The sequence below is a fragment of the Rhodococcus sp. NPDC057529 genome (assembly GCF_042802055.1).
Classification (GTDB): domain Bacteria; phylum Actinomycetota; class Actinomycetes; order Mycobacteriales; family Mycobacteriaceae; genus Rhodococcus_F.
In genome coordinates, this window is sequence record NZ_JBHVEY010000007.1 from 291,037 (window position 1) to 308,755 (window position 17,719).

7 protein-coding genes are annotated in these 17,719 nt (G+C 70.6%); 2 read left to right on the forward strand and 5 right to left on the reverse strand.

Going from position 1 to position 17,719, the window contains the following annotated elements; all coding sequences use genetic code 11:
* Window positions 1-90: 90 nt before the first annotated feature.
* Both ctaD and leuA read right to left on the reverse strand, forming a co-directional pair.
* The gene (ctaD, locus tag ACFU5V_RS16345) at window positions 91-1,830 is read right to left on the reverse strand and encodes a cytochrome c oxidase subunit I (RefSeq protein WP_378439423.1); all 1,740 of its coding nucleotides are present in this window, start codon (window positions 1,828-1,830) and stop codon (window positions 91-93) included.
* Between the two features lie 170 nt (window positions 1,831-2,000).
* A complete protein-coding gene (gene leuA, locus ACFU5V_RS16350) occupies window positions 2,001-3,809 on the reverse strand; it encodes a 2-isopropylmalate synthase (protein ID WP_276137407.1) in 1,809 nt (602 codons plus the stop codon).
* A 204-nt stretch (window positions 3,810-4,013) separates the two neighbouring features.
* On the opposite strand from leuA, the gene ACFU5V_RS16355 reads away from it, so the two are divergent.
* Window positions 4,014-5,039, forward strand: coding sequence for a hypothetical protein (locus tag ACFU5V_RS16355; RefSeq protein ID WP_378700572.1), 1,026 nt, complete (start codon window positions 4,014-4,016; stop codon window positions 5,037-5,039).
* 1 nt (window position 5,040) lies between these two features.
* On the forward strand, window positions 5,041-5,391 hold the full coding sequence (locus tag ACFU5V_RS16360) for a hypothetical protein (RefSeq protein ID WP_378439418.1): 351 nt from the start codon (window positions 5,041-5,043) through the stop codon (window positions 5,389-5,391).
* A 75-nt stretch (window positions 5,392-5,466) separates the two neighbouring features.
* On the opposite strand, the gene ACFU5V_RS16365 is transcribed toward ACFU5V_RS16360, so the two are convergent.
* From ACFU5V_RS16365 to ACFU5V_RS16375, 3 genes are all read right to left on the reverse strand, one after another.
* Window positions 5,467-6,432 (reverse strand): pirin family protein, encoded by a 966-nt coding sequence (locus ACFU5V_RS16365; protein WP_378430091.1) that lies wholly within the window; start codon window positions 6,430-6,432, stop codon window positions 5,467-5,469.
* A 155-nt stretch (window positions 6,433-6,587) separates the two neighbouring features.
* Window positions 6,588-7,001 carry a DUF732 domain-containing protein gene (locus ACFU5V_RS16370; RefSeq protein ID WP_378430092.1) on the reverse strand — a complete coding sequence of 138 codons (414 nt, stop codon included), beginning with the start codon at window positions 6,999-7,001 and terminating at the stop codon, window positions 6,588-6,590.
* 94 nt (window positions 7,002-7,095) lie between these two features.
* Entirely contained in the window at window positions 7,096-17,670 is a 10,575-nt protein-coding gene (locus ACFU5V_RS16375; protein ID WP_378700574.1) for an SDR family NAD(P)-dependent oxidoreductase, read from the reverse strand.
* Window positions 17,671-17,719 lie beyond the last annotated feature (49 nt).

Sequence of the window (17,719 nt, forward strand, 5' to 3'; positions counted from 1 at the left end):
TTCGGCGAGTTGTCTGCAACCCGTTGTCACAGAGTCGGTTTCGTCCGGTTTTTCGAGTTGTTTTCGCCGACGGGAACTTTCACACCGAAGTTACCGAGGGTTCACCTTCGGGTCGACGGCGGCCGGTTCGGTCGCGTGCGCCACCGCGCCCCGCAATCCCACGTGCGCCTCGCGGTGCATCCGGTCGACCATGTGCGGATAGTGCAGTTCGAACGCCGGCCGCTCGGAGCGGATGCGCGGCAGCTCGGTGAAGTTGTGCCGCGGCGGCGGGCAGCTCGTCGCCCACTCGAGGGAGTTGCCGAAACCCCACGGGTCGTCCACCGTCACCACCTCGCCGTACCGGTAGCTCTTGAAGACGTTCCAGACGAACGGCACCGTCGACGCCCCGAGGACGAACGCGAACACCGTGGACACCGAGTTGAGGACGGTGAAGCCGTCCGAGGGCAGGTAGTCGGCGTAGCGGCGCGGCATCCCCTCCGCGCCGAGCCAGTGCTGGACGAGGAACGTGCCGTGGAACCCGGTGAACGTCGTCCAGAAGTGCCACTTGCCGAGGCGTTCGTCGAGCATGCGTCCGGTCATCTTCGGGAACCAGAAGTAGATGCCGGCGTAGGTGGCGAAGACGATCGTCCCGAACAGCACGTAGTGGAAGTGGGCGATCACGAAGTAGCTGTCCGTGACGTGGAAGTCCAGCGGCGGGCTCGCGAGGATGACGCCGGTGAGGCCGCCGAAGATGAACGTGATGAGGAAACCGAGCGAGAACAGCATGGGGGTCTCGAACGTCAGCTGACCCTTCCACATGGTGCCGACCCAGTTGAAGATCTTCACCCCGGTGGGCACCGCGATCAGGAACGTCATGAACGAGAAGAACGGCAGCAGCACCGCGCCGGTCGCGTACATGTGGTGCGCCCACACGGCGATCGACAGGGCCGCGATCGCGATCGTCGCGTAGACGAGCCCGTTGTACCCGAACACCGGCTTGCGGCTGAACACCGGGAACACCTCCGTGACGATGCCGAAGAACGGCAGCGCCACGATGTACACCTCCGGGTGGCCGAAGAACCAGAACAGGTGCTGCCACAGCAGCACGCCGCCGGTCGCCGGGTCGTACAGGTTCCCGCCCAGGTGCCGGTCGACGAACAGACCCATCAGCGCGGCCGTGAGGATCGGGAACGCGACCAGGATCAGGATGCTGGTGACGAAGATGTTCCACGTGAAGATCGGCATCCGGAACATCGTCATCCCCGGCGCCCGCAGGCAGATGACGGTGGTGATCATGTTGACCCCGCCGAGGATGGTGCCGAGGCCGGACAGCGCCAGCCCCATGATCCACAGGTCGGCGCCGACGCCCGGCGAATGCAGCGCGCTCGTCAGCGGCGAGTACGCCGTCCAGCCGAAGTCCGCGGCACCGCCCGGGGTGACGAACCCCGCGATCGCGATGGTCCCGCCGAACAGGAACGCCCAGTAACTGAACGCGTTGAGGCGGGGAAACGCGACGTCGGGGGCGCCGATCTGCAGCGGCAGGATGTAGTTGGCGAAACCGAACACGATCGGCGTCGCATACAGCAGCAGCATGATCGTGCCGTGCATCGTGAACAACTGGTTGTACTGCTCGTTCGACAGGAACTGCAGACCCGGGACCGCGAGTTCGCCGCGGATCAGCAGCGCCATCAGACCGCCGGCCATGAAGAACGCGAACGACGTGATCAGGTACAGGATCCCCAGGTCCTTGGGATCCGTCGTCGTGATCATCTTGTAGAAGAAGCCACCCTTGGGGCGGCGCCGGGCCGGATACGGACGGACCGGAAGATGCTGTTGAAATGCCAGGTTCACGACGCCCCCCGAAGGGTCCGAGGCGGTTCGGGTCCGGTGTGGACTCCGTTACCAGGGTAGTCACCCGCTGCCCGGAGAGAGCCGTTTCCGAGCCCCGAAACAGGGTCCGGAAACGACGCCGCCGCAGGTGCGCGTGATGCGCGCCTGCGGCAGCGGTGGAGCGGAAGCGGTCAGTGCGCCCGGTTGACCGCCGACACGACGGCGCGCAGCGACGCGGTGGTGATCGACGTCGCGATGCCGACACCCCAGACCACGGTGTTCCGTCCGTCGGGAGCGGTCACCGCGCACTCGACGTACGCGGCCGCCTGGGCGTCGTCGCCTGCCGACATGGCGTGCTCCGAGTAGTCCAGGACACGCACGTCGAAGTCGATCGTGGCGAGCGCGTCGACGAACGCGGCGAGCGGGCCGTTGCCCGAACCCGAGATCTCGTGCTCCTTGCCGTCGACCTTCACCGTCGCGGTGATGGAGTCGGTGCCGCCGTCCTCCTCGGCCGCGGTCACCTTCTGCTTCATCCGCTCGAGCGGCGTGATCGGAGCCAGGTACTCCTCGTGGAAGACGTCCCACATCTCCTTCGGCGACACCTCGCCGCCCTCGCCGTCGGTGATCCGCTGGACGGCCTGCGAGAACTCGATCTGCAGACGACGCGGCAGCACCAGCCCGTGATCGGCCTTCATGATGTACGCGACGCCGCCCTTGCCGGACTGCGAGTTGACGCGGATCACGGCCTCGTACGTGCGGCCCACGTCCTTCGGGTCGATCGGCAGGTAGGGGACCGCCCACAGGATGTCGTCGACGTCCGCGTCCTGCGAGTCGGCGTCGAACTTCATCGCGTCCAGGCCCTTGTTGATCGCGTCCTGGTGGCTGCCGGAGAACGCCGTGTACACGAGGTCGCCGCCATACGGGTGGCGCTCGTGGACGGGCAACTGGTTGCAGTACTCGACGGTGCGGCGGATCTCGTCGATGTTCGAGAAGTCGATCTGCGGGTCGACGCCGCGGGTGAACATGTTGAGTCCGAGAGTGACCAGGCAGACGTTGCCGGTGCGCTCGCCGTTACCGAAGAGGCAGCCCTCGATGCGGTCGGCGCCGGCCTGGTAACCCAGCTCGGCGGCGGCCACACCGGTGCCGCGGTCGTTGTGGGGGTGCAGCGACAGAATGACCGAGTCGCGGCGGGCCAGGTTGCGGTGCATCCACTCGATGGAGTCGGCGTACACGTTCGGCGTCGCCATCTCGACGGTGGCGGGCAGGTTCAGGATCACCGGGTTCTGCGGCGTCGGCTGCAGCACCTCGGTGACGGCGTCGCACACCTCCTTGGCGTACTCGAGTTCCGTACCGGTGTACGACTCGGGGGAGTACTCCCAGCGCCACTGCGTGTCCGGGTACTTCTTCGCCTCTTCGAGGGCCAGGGTCGCCGCGTCGGTCGCGATCTTCTTGATCACCTCGCGGTCGGCCTTGAACACCACCCGGCGCTGCAGGACGGACGTCGAGTTGTAGAAGTGGACGATCACCTTGTTCGCGCCCTCACAGGCCTCGAACGTGCGCTTGATCAGTTCCGGCCGGGACTGCGTGAGCACCTGGATGGTGACGTCGTCCGGAATCGCTCCGTCTTCGATGATCTCGCGGACGAAGTCGAAGTCCGTCTGACTCGCCGACGGGAAGCCGACCTCGATCTCCTTGTACCCCATCCGCACCAGCAGTTCGAACATGCGGCGCTTGCGGGCGGGGCTCATCGGGTCGATCAGCGCCTGGTTGCCGTCACGGAGATCGACGGCGCACCACTGCGGGGCGCGGTCGATGATCTTGTCGGGCCACGTGCGGTCCGGCAGCGACACCGGCTCCACTTCCTCGGAGAAGGAGCGGTAGCGGAACGTCGGCATCGACGAATTCTTCTGCGTGTTCCATTCCGGCTGATCGGAGGGAGCAGGCTTGGAAGGCGGCGTGATGGTGCGCGTTCCGGAGGTAAAGGCGTCAGCGGGGGACATGGGATTGATCTCCAGGTTCGATGTGGACTGTCGGGAGTCCAACGGCTGTGTCGACCGGCGCACGAGAAACCCCGCGACGGGAAGCCAGTCTGGATCAGACCCCGTCGCGGCAACCAAGGAGGAGTGCGCGCTGCATACTCAGCACTGTACTCCGGGCACCGTCGTCCGCGTGCCGGGGTTCGAAGTCCGAGTGAGGAGACAGCGGTGGGCCGCAGCGCGACGGTGGTATCACCACTGGTGGCCGCCGTTTTCGCGGTGCTGCTGGTGTCGTGTTCCGGCGTCGTCACGGGGGCGCCGCGTGTCGCCGGGACAGGCGAGCCCGTCTACGGCCTGCCGGTCAGCGAGCACACCCGCGCGGAGCTGGCCGTCGCCGCCGCGGCCCGCGACCTCGCACCGTGCGGACTGCTCGACCGGGATCTGGTCGCCTCGTTCGGGCAGGTCACCGCGTTCGGGCCCGTCGGCGACCTGTCGACCTGCCACGCCGAATTGGTGCCTCCCCGCGGCACACCCGCCAACCCCGTCTGGGTCGAGGTGACGGTCGGCGAACGCGCACCCACCGAAGAAACCGGTGCGGGGGTGACGACGTCGGGAATCGAGGTGCGTCCCGCAGTCGGTGCATTCCCGGGCACGTGCACCCTCTACTTCTCGCTGCCGCCGGTTCCCGGCGCGGCGGACGGCGCTGCCCCCGGTCGCTGGGGGCACGTGTCGTACCTCGACGGGGCAGGCGGGACGGGCGACTCCGCGGCCGGCGACGACTGCGCCGAGGCGCGCACGGTGCTCGGCTCGGTCGTGGGCAGGCTGGGGTCCCCGGCATCTGCGCCTTCGGACATCCCTCTCACGCAACAGGATCCGTGCCGGGTGGTCGAGCAGCTGCCCGGGCGGGGCGTCGAGACGTTCACCCCCGGCAGCCGCCCCTACGAATGCCTCCTGACACTCCGCGGCGGCGCCGAGGCGTCCGTGCAACTGGCGCTGTCGCCGGAACCGTCGCAGGCCGGCGGCCCCGAGACCGTCGAACTCGACGGCGAGACGTTCACCTACTTCCGGGACGCGATCGACTGCCACTACTACTTCTATCCGGGGGCGGTGTTCGACACGAACCTGCCGTCGAGCCCGGTGAGCGAACGGGACAAGATCGGCAACCGGCTGACGGCGTCCGTCGCGGCGTCCGCACCGAGCTGCGACGACGCGGAAACGCTGGTGCTCGCCGCGACCGAAGTGTTCGACTACTGAGATGAACACACAGGTCGATGTCGCCCGGGCCTACCTGGACGCGTTGCTCAGCCACGACGGCAACGCGGTGCCCATCGAGCCCCGGGCCGTGCGGTACGAGATGGGGCTGAAGACGGCATTCTCCGGAAACCACCTGCGCCGAAGCCTGTCCGGCGGTCCCCAGTACCGGGTGATCCGGGCGATCCGCGACTGCGTGTGGACGGTCGACGGCGACGACGTCACCGTCGACTACCTCCTGGACGCCGGACTCCTCGGCCGCACCCTCGCGACGGTCCGGGTGGTCGAGACGTTCCGGATCCCGCCGCACGACCTGCGCATCCACCGCATCGACGCGAAGATACGGCGCCCCTGACCGGTTGTCGCGCTGCGGCTTCCGGCACGTGAGCGGCAAAGTGTGCTCGCGCACGCTTTGCCGCTCACGTACCCGTCAGGCGAGCGTTTCGTGCGCTGCGGGAACGGAACCCAGGCGACCGGCCTGGAAGTCCTCGAACGCCTGCAGCACCTCGGCCTTGGTGTTCATGACGAACGGTCCGGCCATCGCGACGGGCTCGCGGATCGGCTTGCCGCCGAGGACGAACACCTCGAACGACTCGGTCCGCGAATCCTGCGTGTCGGCGGCGGCGATCGTCAGGGTGTCACCGCGTCCGAAGACGGCCGTCTGACCCATGCGGATCGGACGGCGCTCCGCACCGACGAGTCCGTCGCCCGCCAGGACGTAGGCGAGCGCGTTGAACTCGGGGTTCCACGGCAGCGTCAGGCTCGCACCCGGCGCGACCGTCGCGTGGACGAGGCTGATCGGCGTGTAGGTGGAACCGGGACCGTGGTGACCGTCCACGTCACCGGCGATCACGCGAACGAGGGCGCCGCCGTCCGGCGAGGACAGCAGGGCCACCTTCGCGCCGGTGATGTCCTGGTAGCGGGGTGCGGCCATCTTGTTGTCGCGCGGCAGGTTCACCCACAGTTGGACGCCGTGGAACAGGCCGCCGCTCGTCACCAGATGCTCGGGCGGGGTCTCGATGTGCAGGATGCCGCCGCCCGCGGTCATCCACTGGGTGTCGCCGCCACCGATGGTGCCGCCGCCGCCGTTGGAATCCTGGTGCTCCATGATGCCGTCGATCATGTAGGTGACCGTCTCGAAGCCGCGGTGCGGATGCCAGGGGGTGCCCTTGGGTTCACCGGGTGCGTAGTCGACCTCGCCCATCTGGTCCATGTGGATGAACGGGTCGAGGGCCGGCAGGTCGATGCCGGCGAACGCGCGGCGCACCGGGAAGCCTTCACCCTCGTACCCGACGGGTGCGGTGGTGAGCGAACGGACCGGGCGGTCGACGGCGCCGGGAGCAGGTGCGTCGATACGCGGCAGGGCAAGGATGTTGTCGACCGTCACGGCTGGCATGGGGTGTCTCCTCGTACTCAGGTAATTGATTGTTCAACTACTTCATGGTGTGTAACACCCGCTGCGTCCAGGTATTCCCACAGGGCTGCTCCGCCGCCCGTGCGTGGCCGGCGAGTGCAGAGACTCGTCAACCACGCACGGGCGCGAAGCGCCTACTAGTTGAGGACGTTCTCGTGGTCCGGGCAGTACCGCGTGATCGCGCCGATGATGTACGGGTAGACGCCGTCGTTGGTGAGCATCGGCGTCCACTCCTCACGCACCTGATCGAGGGGCTTGCCCGCGTCGAGTGCGGTGCAGATCTCGCCGGCCTGATGGACCGCCAGGTCGTCGTCGGTGACGGTCTGGTTGTTCGCGCGCAGGTAGGCCAGGTAGTCGGCGGCCGTCTGCGGGTCGTCGGCGACCGAGAAGACGCGGCTGCCGGGGGCGGTGGCGGCGGTCGTCCGCGCCGCCACGGACGCCGAGGCGGACGTCGTCTCGGATGCTGCGGTGTCGGTGTCGCCACCCCCGCAGGCGGTGAGGAGTGCCGCGGAGCAGACGGTGAGGGCGGTCAGAGCAAGGGTGCGGCGCATGGGGCGTGTGATTCCTTTCGAGGCCTGTGACGGCGACGATCGTATCGCCTGCGGGGGCGGTGTTCCCGGCGGCGAGCACCCACGCTGTTCCCGGTCAGAGACCGCGATCGATCAGGTCCAGGATCTCCTCACTCGTCGCGGCGTGAATCTTGTCGACCGCGGCGGCATGCGCGTCGTCCGACGTTCCGACCTCGGCCAGGAGGCTTCCGAGGCGTTGCGCGATGGCCGACCGCGCCTCGGCGTCGTCGCCGAGTTCGGCGATGGTGGCGCGAAGCCGGTCGACGTCGGCGAGCGCCACCGACATCGGATCCGGAACGAGTTCCGAACGCAGGAACTCGGCGACGGCCCGCGGACTCGGGTGGTCGAACACCATGGTCGGCGGCAGCCGCAGGCCCGTGGCGGCGCCGAGATGGTTGCGGAGCGCGACGGCCGCGAGTGAATCGAAGCCGAGTTCCTTGAACGCCTGGTCGGGGTCCACCGAGTCCGACGCGTCGTAGCCGAGCACGGTGGCGGCCCCGCCCCGCACGAGGTCGAGCATCAGGTGCCGTTGCTCGGCGATCGACAGGTCGGCGAGTCGCTGCGACCAGTCCGACGGCCCCGACCCGTTCGGCCCGGTCACGACCGAGTCCGATCCCGCGGCGTGCGGGCGCGATTCCCGGATCAGGCCCCGCAGCGGTGGGGAAACGTACGGTGCGGCCGAACCGGAGTGGTCGAACCGCGCGGCCGCGACGGTGGGGGCACCGGCCGCCAGCGCGCTGTCGAACAGCGCCAGGCCGTCGGCTGCGGGCATCGGCACCATCCCGCTGAGGCGGGCGCGGGCGAGGTCGATGGCACCGAGGTTGTCGGTCATGGCGCTCGGTGTCGCCCACATGCCCCACGCGATCGAGAGTCCGGGCAGCCCGAGGGCGTGGCGGTGGTGGGCGAGCGCGTCGAGGAACATGTTCGCGGCCGCGTAGTTCGCCTGCCCGGGGGCCCCGAGGATGCCGGCGAGCGAGGAGAACACGACGAACGCCCGCAGGTCGCTGTCCGCGGTCAGCCGGTGCAGGTGCCAGGCCGCGTCGACCTTCGGCCGCAGCACCGTGTCGAGTCGCTCGGGTGTCAGCGACGCCAGGGTGCCGTCGTCGATCACCCCTGCCGCATGGATCACCGCCGTCAGGGGATGCTCGGACGGGATCCCCGCCAGCAACCCGGCGACCGCCGACTCGTCCGCGGTGTCGCAGGCGACGATGCTCACCTCGGCGCCCAGTTCGCTCAGTTCGCGGCGCAGCCGGCCGCTGCCCTCGGCGTCGGGTCCGCGCCTGCTGGTCAGTAGCAGGTGCCGGGCCCCGTGCCCGGTCACCAGGTGGTGGGCGATCAGCGACCCGACCGTGCCGGTGCCGCCGGTGACCAGCACGGTGCCGGCGGGATCGAACGTCGTCGGTTCGTCGACGGCGGGCATCCGCCGCAACCGCGGTGCGCACAGCGTGCCGTTCCGGACTGCCACCTGCGGTTCCCGGCTTGCCAGTGCCGACGTGATCGCGGCCTCGGCGTCCGACGCGTCGTCGAGGTCGATCAGCACGAACCGGTCCGGGTTCTCGTTCTGCGCGGAGCCCACCAGGCCCCACACCGCCGCGGCCGCGAGGTCGGGGCGAGCGTCGTGGTCGTGCCCGTCGTCGGTGACCATGGCGTTGCGGGTCACGATCACGAGCGGGTTGTCGGCGAACGTCTCGTCGTCCTGCCAGTCCTGCAGCAGTCGCAGCACGCGCGCGCACAGTTCGTGGGTCGCGTCCGGACCGTGGTCGCCGTCGGTCGCGCACCCGACCAGCACCGTCCACGGACGCCGGTCCTCCTCGTCCGGCCCGGACTCCATCGCGGTCCGCAACGACTCCAGGTCGGGGTACCCCGGGAACGTCGATCCGATGCCCGGGTCGCCGAACCCGTCGGCGCCGAGCACGACCACCGGTCCGCGAGGCCCGGACGGCGCGGCCTCCACCCGGATCCAGGCGGTCCGGTGCAGTCGCAGCGACGCCGGGCGGCCCCCGTCGTCCGTCCTCTGCGCCACGCGCAGCGCCTCGACGGTCAGCACCGGTTCACCGGCGGGGTCGACGGCGGCGACGCGATGCCTCCCGTCGTCGCCGGGCGTGAACCGGGCGGTCACCGCGTCCGCGCCGACGGTGTGCAGGCGGATTCCCGACCAGGTCGACGGCCAGCCGTCCCACCCGAGGAGGGGTTCGATCGCGGCCTGCAGCAGCACCGGGTGGATGCCGAACCCGCTCGTGTCGACGCCGTCCCCGAGCCGCACCTCGGTTTCGGTGTCGCCCGGATCGTGTTGCGGCACTGTGGTGGACGAGCCGACGACGTCGTCGATCTTCGCCGACGCGTTCCGAACCCAGCTGTCCGGGCTGTCGGTGTCGCCCGACTTCGACGACACGGTGACGGTGCGTGCCCCGGTGGTGTCCGGCGGCGACACGAGGACGCGGATCGAGGCCAGCCCCGACGTGGGGAGGACGAGCGGATGGTGCAGGGTGAGTTCGTCGATGTGGTCGAGACCGACGTGGTGGGCCGCGTGCAGGGCGAGTTCGACCGGCACCGCGGGCAGCACTATCTGTGCCTCGCCCGCCGACGGGGAGTCGCCGTCGTCGACCGACGGTGACACGAGCCAGGGATCCCGGTGCAGCGACAGCTGTCCGGTGAACAGGATCGCGTCGTCGTCGAGGGTCACCGCGGCACCGAGCAGCGGATGATCGGTCGCGGTCAGCCCCAGTTCGGTCGGGTCGCCGGTGTTCCGGGCGGCCGCCGTCGGCCAGTAGGAGCGGCGCTGGAATGCGTACGTGGGCAGGGCGATGCGACGCCGGCCGGGCAGCACCCGATCCCAGTCGACCGGTGCGCCCTGCACGTACGCGGCGGCGACCGCCGCGATGATCCCGTGGGGTTCGTTCTCGTGCCCGGGCAGCGTGGCGATCGTGTTCGGGACGACCTCGGCGGCGAGTGCCGCCAGGGTCGCGCCGGGACCGACTTCGACGAGGCGGGTGACACCGAGTTCGTCGAGGGCGCGAACACCGTCGTGGAACCGCACCGTCTGCCGGATGTGCCGGGTCCAGTACTCCGGCGACACGAGTTCGTCGGCGGTGGCGACGCGTCCGGTGACGTTGGAGACGACCGGGATCTTCGGCGGCTGCGCCGTCAGCTTGGACAGCACGGCGGTGAACTGGTCGAGGATCGGATCCATCAGGGTCGAGTGGAAGGCCCGCTCGACCCGCAGGCTCGTGGTCTTCAGTCCGGCGGCGGACAGTTCGGCGGCGACGGCGTGCACGTCGCGTTCGCCGCCGGCGAGGACCACGGATTCGGCGCCGTTGACGGCCGCGAGATCGACGCGGCCGTCGATCCGCGGCAGGATGTCCTCCTCGCGTGCCCGGACGGCGATCATCAGACCCGGCTTGGTGGACTGCATCAACCGTCCCCGGTCACCGACCAGGGCAGCCGCATCGGGCAGGCTGAACACGCCCGCGACGTGGGCCGCGGTGATCTCGCCGATCGAATGGCCGATCAGGTAGTCGGGGGTGATGCCCCACTCCCGCAGCAGCCGGTACAGCGCGACCTCGATCGCGAACAGGGCGGGCTGGGTGTATTCGGTGCTGTCGAGCTTCGCGCCGTCGTCCTCGTCCCAGATCACCTGCCGCACCGGGGTTTCCACGTGCTCGTCGAGGACGGCGCAGACCTCGTCCAGCGCCGTCGCGAACACCGGGTAGGCGTCGTAGAGACCGCGGCCCATGCCGATGCGCTGCGCGCCCTGGCCGGTGAACATGAACGCAGTCTTGCCGCGGGCGCTCGTCCCGGTGACGACGTTGCCGCCGGGACGTTCCGTGACGATGCGAGCCAGTCCGTCGCGCAGGTCGTCCAGCGTTTCCCCGAGCACCGCGGCGCGATGCGTGAAACCGGATCGGGTGGTGGCCAGCGAATAGGCGAGGTCGGCCGGGTCCGGAAGTTCGGTCTCGGTCGTGTCGAGGAATTCCGCCAACCGGGTGGCCTGCGCGCGCAACGCGTCGCCGGTCTTTCCGGAGAGCACCCACACCAGTGGCGACGACGACGGCGAGGCCTCCGCTACCGCGTCCTCGGGTGGCTGCTCGAGGATCATGTGCGAGTTGGTGCCGCTGATCCCGAACGACGACACGGCCGCCCGCCGGGGCCGCCCGGTGTCCGGCCACGCAACCGATTCGCCGAGCAGCGACACCTCGCCCGCGGTCCAGTCGACGTGCCGGGTGGGGACGTCGCCGTGCAGGCTCGGGGGCAGCACCCCGTGCCGCATCGCCATCACCATCTTGATCACGCCGGCGACGCCCGCCGCCGCCTGGGAATGGCCGATGTTCGACTTGACGGAACCGAGCCACAGTGGCCGGCCCTCCCGGCCCTGCCCGTACGCGGCGAGCAGCGCCTGCGCCTCGATCGGGTCGCCGAGCGTGGTGCCGGTGCCGTGTGCCTCCACGGCGTCGATGTCGGTGGGGCCGAGCGCGGCGTCGGCCAGAGCCTGGCGGATGACGCGTTCCTGGGACGGCCCGTTCGGGGCGGTCAACCCGTTGGACGCCCCGTCCTGGTTGACCGCGGATCCGCGGACGATCGCCAGCACCCGGTGCCCGTTGCGCCGGGCGTCGCTGAGCCGTTCCAGCACCACCATTCCCGCGCCTTCGCTGAGGCCGGTGCCGTTGGCCCGGTCGGAGAACGGCTTGCAGCGCCCGTCCGAGGCGAGCCCGCGCTGGCGGCTGAACTCGACCAGCACACCGGGTGTGGCCATCACCGTCGCGCCGCCGGCCAGCGCCAGCGTGCATTCACCGTCGCGCAGTGCCCGCGCCGCGAGATGCATCGCCACCAGCGACGACGAGCACGCCGTGTCCACGGTGACCGCGGGACCGGTGAAGCCGAGCGTGTAGGAGATCCGGCCGGACGCGACGCTGTTGCTGGTCCCCGTCATCAGATAGCCCTCGGCGTCGACGTTGCGCTGCGTCATCAGGTGGAAGCCGTAGTCGCCGCCCATCAGCCCGACGAACACACCGGTGTCGGTGAGCCCGGGTGCGGTCGGCTGGATCCCGGCCTGTTCCAACGCTTCCCACGCGCTTTCGAGCAGCAGCCGGTGCTGCGGGTCCATCGCGATCGCCTCGCGGGGGCTGATACCGAAGAACGCGGCATCGAATTCGTCTGCGTCGTAGAGGAACCCACCCTCCTTCATGTACGTGGTGCCGGGCCGGTTCGGGTCGGGGTCGTACACCTCGTCGAGATTCCAGCCCCGGTTGTGCGGATACGCGCCCACCGCGTTGCGACCGTCGCGGACGAGCCGCCACAGGTCCTCCGGGCTGTACACCTTGCCCGGGTAGCGGCACGCCATCCCGACGATCACGATCGGGTCGTCGTCCCGCCGGGCCCGCGTCGGGCCCGCCGGCTGCGGAGCCGCCTCGTCCCCGAGCAGTCGGGACACCAGTTCCCGGGTGAGCGCGTCCGCGGTGGGATGGTCGAACACCACCGTCGCGGCCAGTCGCACACCGGTGGCGGTCGTCAGCTGATTGCGCAGTTGCACCGCGGTCAGCGAGTCGAAACCGAGTTGCTTGAACGCACGTTCCGGGTCGATCGCCTCCTTGCCTTCGTGACCGAGCACGGCCGCCACGTGGGTGGTGACGATGTCGAGCACCCGGCTGTGCCGCTCTCCCGGGTCCAGTGCGCGCAACTCCTCGGCCAGTCCGGTCGGGGAATCGGCGGCAGCGGCGCGGCGACGACGAACCCCGAGCACCCGGCGCAGGATCGGCGGCAGCGACTCGCCCTCGGATCGGGAGGCGCGCGTCGACAGCCGGACCGGCACGATCAACGGCCGGTTCACGGCGAGTGCGGCGTCGAACAGCGCCAGCCCCGCCTCCGGGCTGATGGTGTCGATGCCGTTGCGCTGCAACCTGTCCAGGTCGGCCGCATTCAGATGGGACGTCATCCCGCTGGGCCGGTCCCACAGCCCCCAGGCCATGGATGTCGCGGGCAGCCCGCGGGCGCGGCGGTGCTGGGCGAGTGCGTCGAGGAAGACGTTCGCCGCCGCATAGTTCGCCTGTCCCGCGCCGCCGAGCACACCCGCCGCCGAGGAGAACAGCACGAACGCCGACAGGTCGCGGTCCCGGGTGAGGTCGTGCAGATTCCAGGCGCCGTCCACCTTCGGGCGGAGAACCGCGTGCAACTGCTCCGCGCTCAGGGTGGCGGCGGTGGCGTCCTCGAGCACGCCGGCCGCGTGGATCACGCCGGACAGGTCGGGGATGCCGTCGAGCAGCGCGGCCACCGCGTCGCGGTCGGCCACGTCGCAGGCGACGGCGTCGACTTCCGTTCCCGACTCGGCGAACTCGGCCCGCAGTTCGTCCGCCGCCTCGGCGTCGAGCGCGCGCCGCCCGGTCAGCACCAGCCGCCGCACCCCGTGCTGCGCGACGAGATGCCGGGCGATCAGCCTGCCGATGGTGCCGGTGCCGCCGGTGATCAGGACGGTGCCGTCCGAGCCGAACGTGGCGGGGCCCTCGTCGGGCGCGGCCGTCGCGGGCGTCACCGCGGCGAGCATCGGCGCCAGCAGCACCCCGTCCCGGACGGCCAGCTGAGGTTCGTTGCAGGCCAACGCCATGGACAGCAGCGCGGGATCGGACCGTTCACCGGCCGCCGCGTCCAGGTCGACGAGGGTGATGCGGTCCGGGTGCTCGTTCTGCACCGCGCCGATCAGCCCCCACGCGGGCGCGGCGGACACGTCGTCGACCGGGTCGTCGTCCCGGACCGCCACCGCGAGCCGCGTCGTCACCAGCAGCCGGGTCTCGGCCAGGCGGTCGTCGCCGAGCCAGGACCGGACCGCCCGCAGCGTCGACTCCGCCGCGGCGTGCGACCGGGCAGGCACGTCCGGCTCGTCGCCCGGCGCACGGTCGAGCCACAGCACGCGACCGTCCGGGGCACCGCCCGCCAGCGCCTCGTCGAGCGGCATCAGGTCCGCGGCAGACGTGCTCGACGCACCCACCGGCATCCACTCCACCCGGTACAGGCTGTCGCGGACCCGGGCGGCGGGCACGCCCGCGTCGCCGAGCGGCCGCAGCGCCAGCGACTCGGCGGTCAACACCGGTCTGCCCGCCGCGTCGTACGCGGAGACCCGGTAACGCTCGGGCCCGATCGTGGTGACGTGCACGCGCAGGGCGGTGGCGCCGACGGCGTGCAGCTGCACCCTGTCCCAGGCGAACGGCAGCCGGATGCCGGTGTCCGCGGCTCCGAGCGCGATCAGGTGCAGCGCCGCGTCGAGCACCGCCGGATGGATCCCGTACCCCGCGACCGCGGCGGCCGGGTCCTCTCCGCTCAGCCGGACCTCGCCGTACAGGTCGTCGCCGCGGCGCCACGCCGCCTTCAGACCGCGGAACACCGGGCCGTACTCGTAGCCGGCGTCGTCGAGCGCGTCGTACAGGCCCCGCACGTCGATCGGCGTGACGTCGGCGGGCGGCCACTGCTGTTCGAAGGCGCCGGCGGTGTCGACGGCGACCGTGAGTGTGCCGGTGGCGTGCCGGGTCCACGGCGTGTCCGGCGCGGCATCCGCGGGCCGGGAGTGCACCGCCACCGTGGACCGGCCCGCCTCGCCGTCGGCGAGCACGCTCACCTGCAACGCCACCTCGCCCTCGGCGGGGATCACCAGGGGTGCCTCGATGGCGAGGTCCTCGAGCCGGCCGCACCCGACGCGGTTCCCCGCGTGCAGGGCGAGTTCCACGAACGCCGTGCCCGGCAGGATGACGGTGCCCTCGACGCCGTGATCGCTCAGCCAGGGAAGGCGTTGGGGCGACAGCAGACCCGTGAACACGGCGCCTCGGCCGTCGCCGAGTTCGACCGATGCCGCGAGCATCGGGTGCCCGCCCGACTCCATGCCCGTGGACGCGAAATCGCCCTGCGGAACCGGGCTCTCCAGCCAGTAGCGGCGATGCTGGAAGGCGTATGTGGGAAGGTTCACCCACTGCTGCCGGTCGTCGTGCCGGGCCCAGCCCACCCGGTCCCACTCGACGTGCAGTCCGTGGACCTGCGCCTCGGCGAGCGCGGCGGTGAACTGCCGCAGCCCCGCGCGGTCGCGGCGGATCGTGCCGACGGCGCGGCCGGCGACGCCCGCCGCGTCGAGCGTTTCCTGCAACGCCACCGTGAGAACGGGGTGGCTGCACGACTCGACGAACAACCGGTAGCCGTCCGCTGCCAGTGATCTCGTCGCCTGCTCGAACCGGACGGTCCGTCGCAGATTGCGGTACCAGTAGTCGGCGTCCAGTGCGGTGCCGTCCAGCACGCCACCGGTCACCGACGAGTAGAACGGAATCCGCGAGCGGCGGGGAGTGATCGACGCGAGGACGTCGAGAATCGGCTCCCTCAACACGGACACGTCCGCGCAGTGCGACGCGTACTCCACCGCGATCCGCCTGGCCTGGACGCCGTCGCCCTGCAACTGTGCGATCAGCAGGTCGAGGGCGTCGACGGGGCCGGAGATCACGGTCGCGGACGGACCGTTCATCGCCGCGACCTCGACGGCCCCGGCCCAGGGCTGAATCTTCTCCCGCACGAGGTCCGCGGGCAGCGTCACCGACGCCATCCCGCCGCCCCGCCGGGCCGACGCGCCGATCACCCGGCTGCGGGCCGCCACGACGAGCGCCGCGTCGGAAAGACTCAGCGCCCCCGACACATACGCGGCCGCGATCTCGCCCTGCGAATGCCCGACGACCGCCGCGGGTTCGACGCCGTGCGACCGCCACAGCCCGGTGAGCCCGACCATCATCGCGAACAGTGCCGGTTGCACCACGTCGACCCGGTCGAGCGCGGCGGGATCGCGGTCGCGCAGCACGTCCAGCAGCGAGAAATTCGTGTACGGAGCCAGTGCTTCGGCGCATTCCCGCACAGTGTCGGCGAACACCGGTGACGTGTCCAGCAGTTCGGTGGCCATGCCCACCCACTGCGAACCCTGGCCGGGGAAGACGAACACCGGCCGGTCGCCGGCCTCCAGCGCCACGCCGGTGACCACGTCGGCGCTGGGCGCGCCGCGGCTGAGCGCGTCGAGACCGTTCAGCAGGGCGTGGGGCTGCGTGCCGATCACGGCGGCACGGTGATCGAACGTGGCCCGGGAACCCAGCAGGGCGCCGGCCACCGCGGCGGGCGTCAGGTCGGGACGGCCGCTGACGTACTCGCGTAACCGCTCGGCCTGCGCGCGGAGTGCGGGCTCGGTGTGTCCCGATACGAACCAGGCGACGACTTCGTCAGGTGGACGGGGTGGTTCGGCGGGTAGAGGTTCGACCGGCGGCGCCTCTTCCAGCACGACGTGGGCGTTGGTGCCGCTGATGCCGAACGACGAGACCGCGGCCCGGCGCGGACGGTCGGATTCCGGCCACTCCCGGTTCTCGGTGAGCAGCGACACCGCACCGGCGGACCAGTCGACGTGCGGGGTCGGCCGGTCCACGTGCAGCGTCTTCGGCAGGACACCGTGCCGCATCGCCATGATCATCTTCATCACCCCGGCGACGCCCGCCGCCGCCTGGGTGTGCCCGAGATTCGACTTCACCGAGCCAAGCCACAGCGGCCGGTCGGCGGGGCGCTCGCGGCCGTAACCGGCCAGGAGGGCGGACGCCTCGATCGGATCCCCCAGTTTCGTGCCCGTGCCGTGCGCCTCGACCACGTCGACGTCGCCGGGGCCGAGCCCCGCATTCGCCAGCGCCTGCGCGATCACCCGCTCCTGCGCCTGCCGGTTCGGTGCGGTCAGTCCGTTGCTGGCGCCGTCCTGATTCACCGCGCTGCCCCGGATGACGGCCAGGATCCGGCGACCCTTGCGTTCCGCGTCGGACAGTCGTTCCAGCGCGACCATCCCCGCACCCTCACCCCACGCCGTGCCGTCCGCTGCGGCGGAGAACGCCTTGCACCGCCCGTCGCGGGCCAGTCCGCGCTGGCGGCTGAACTCCACGAACACCGCGGGGGTCGCCATGACCGTCGCCCCGCCCGCCAGCGCCAGCTCGCACTCGCCGCTGCGCAGCGCCTGCATGGCGAGGTGGATGGACACCAACGACGACGAGCACGCGGTGTCCACCGTGATCGCGGGACCGTTCAATCCGAAGCTGTACGCCACCCGGCCGGACGCGACGCTCATCGCGTTGCCGGTGATGAAGTAACCCTCCAGATCCTCGGGCGGCATCCCGCCCGCCCGCGCCGCGTAATCGATGCCGGACAGCCCGGTGAAGACGCCGACCTGCCGGCCGTGCACCGACCGCGGGTCGATGCCGGCGTCCTCGAACGTCTCCCAGCTCGTCTCGAGGAGAAGCCGCTGCTGCGGATCCATCGCCAGCGCCTCGCGCGGCGAGATGCCGAACACCTCCGGGTCGAACCCGGCGGGGTCGTCGAGGAAACTGCCCTGCACCGTGTACGTCTTACCGGCCTGCTCGGCCTTCGGGTCGTAGAGATCCGCCAGGCCCCAGCCGCGGTCCTCGGGGAACCCGGCGACGGTGTCCGCGCCGGACTCGACCAGCCGCCACAGGTCCCGCGGCGACCGCACACCGCCGGGGAACCGGCAGCCCATGCCGATGACGGCGATCGGTTCGCGGCTGACGCCCTCGACCTCACGGAGCTTCTCCCGCGCCTGATAGAGGTCCGCGGTGACTCGTTTCAGATAGTCGAGGAGCTTCGCCTGATCGGCCATATCGAGGTCCTATCCGAGATCCGCCGTACGTAGCGCGGAAACCTCGATT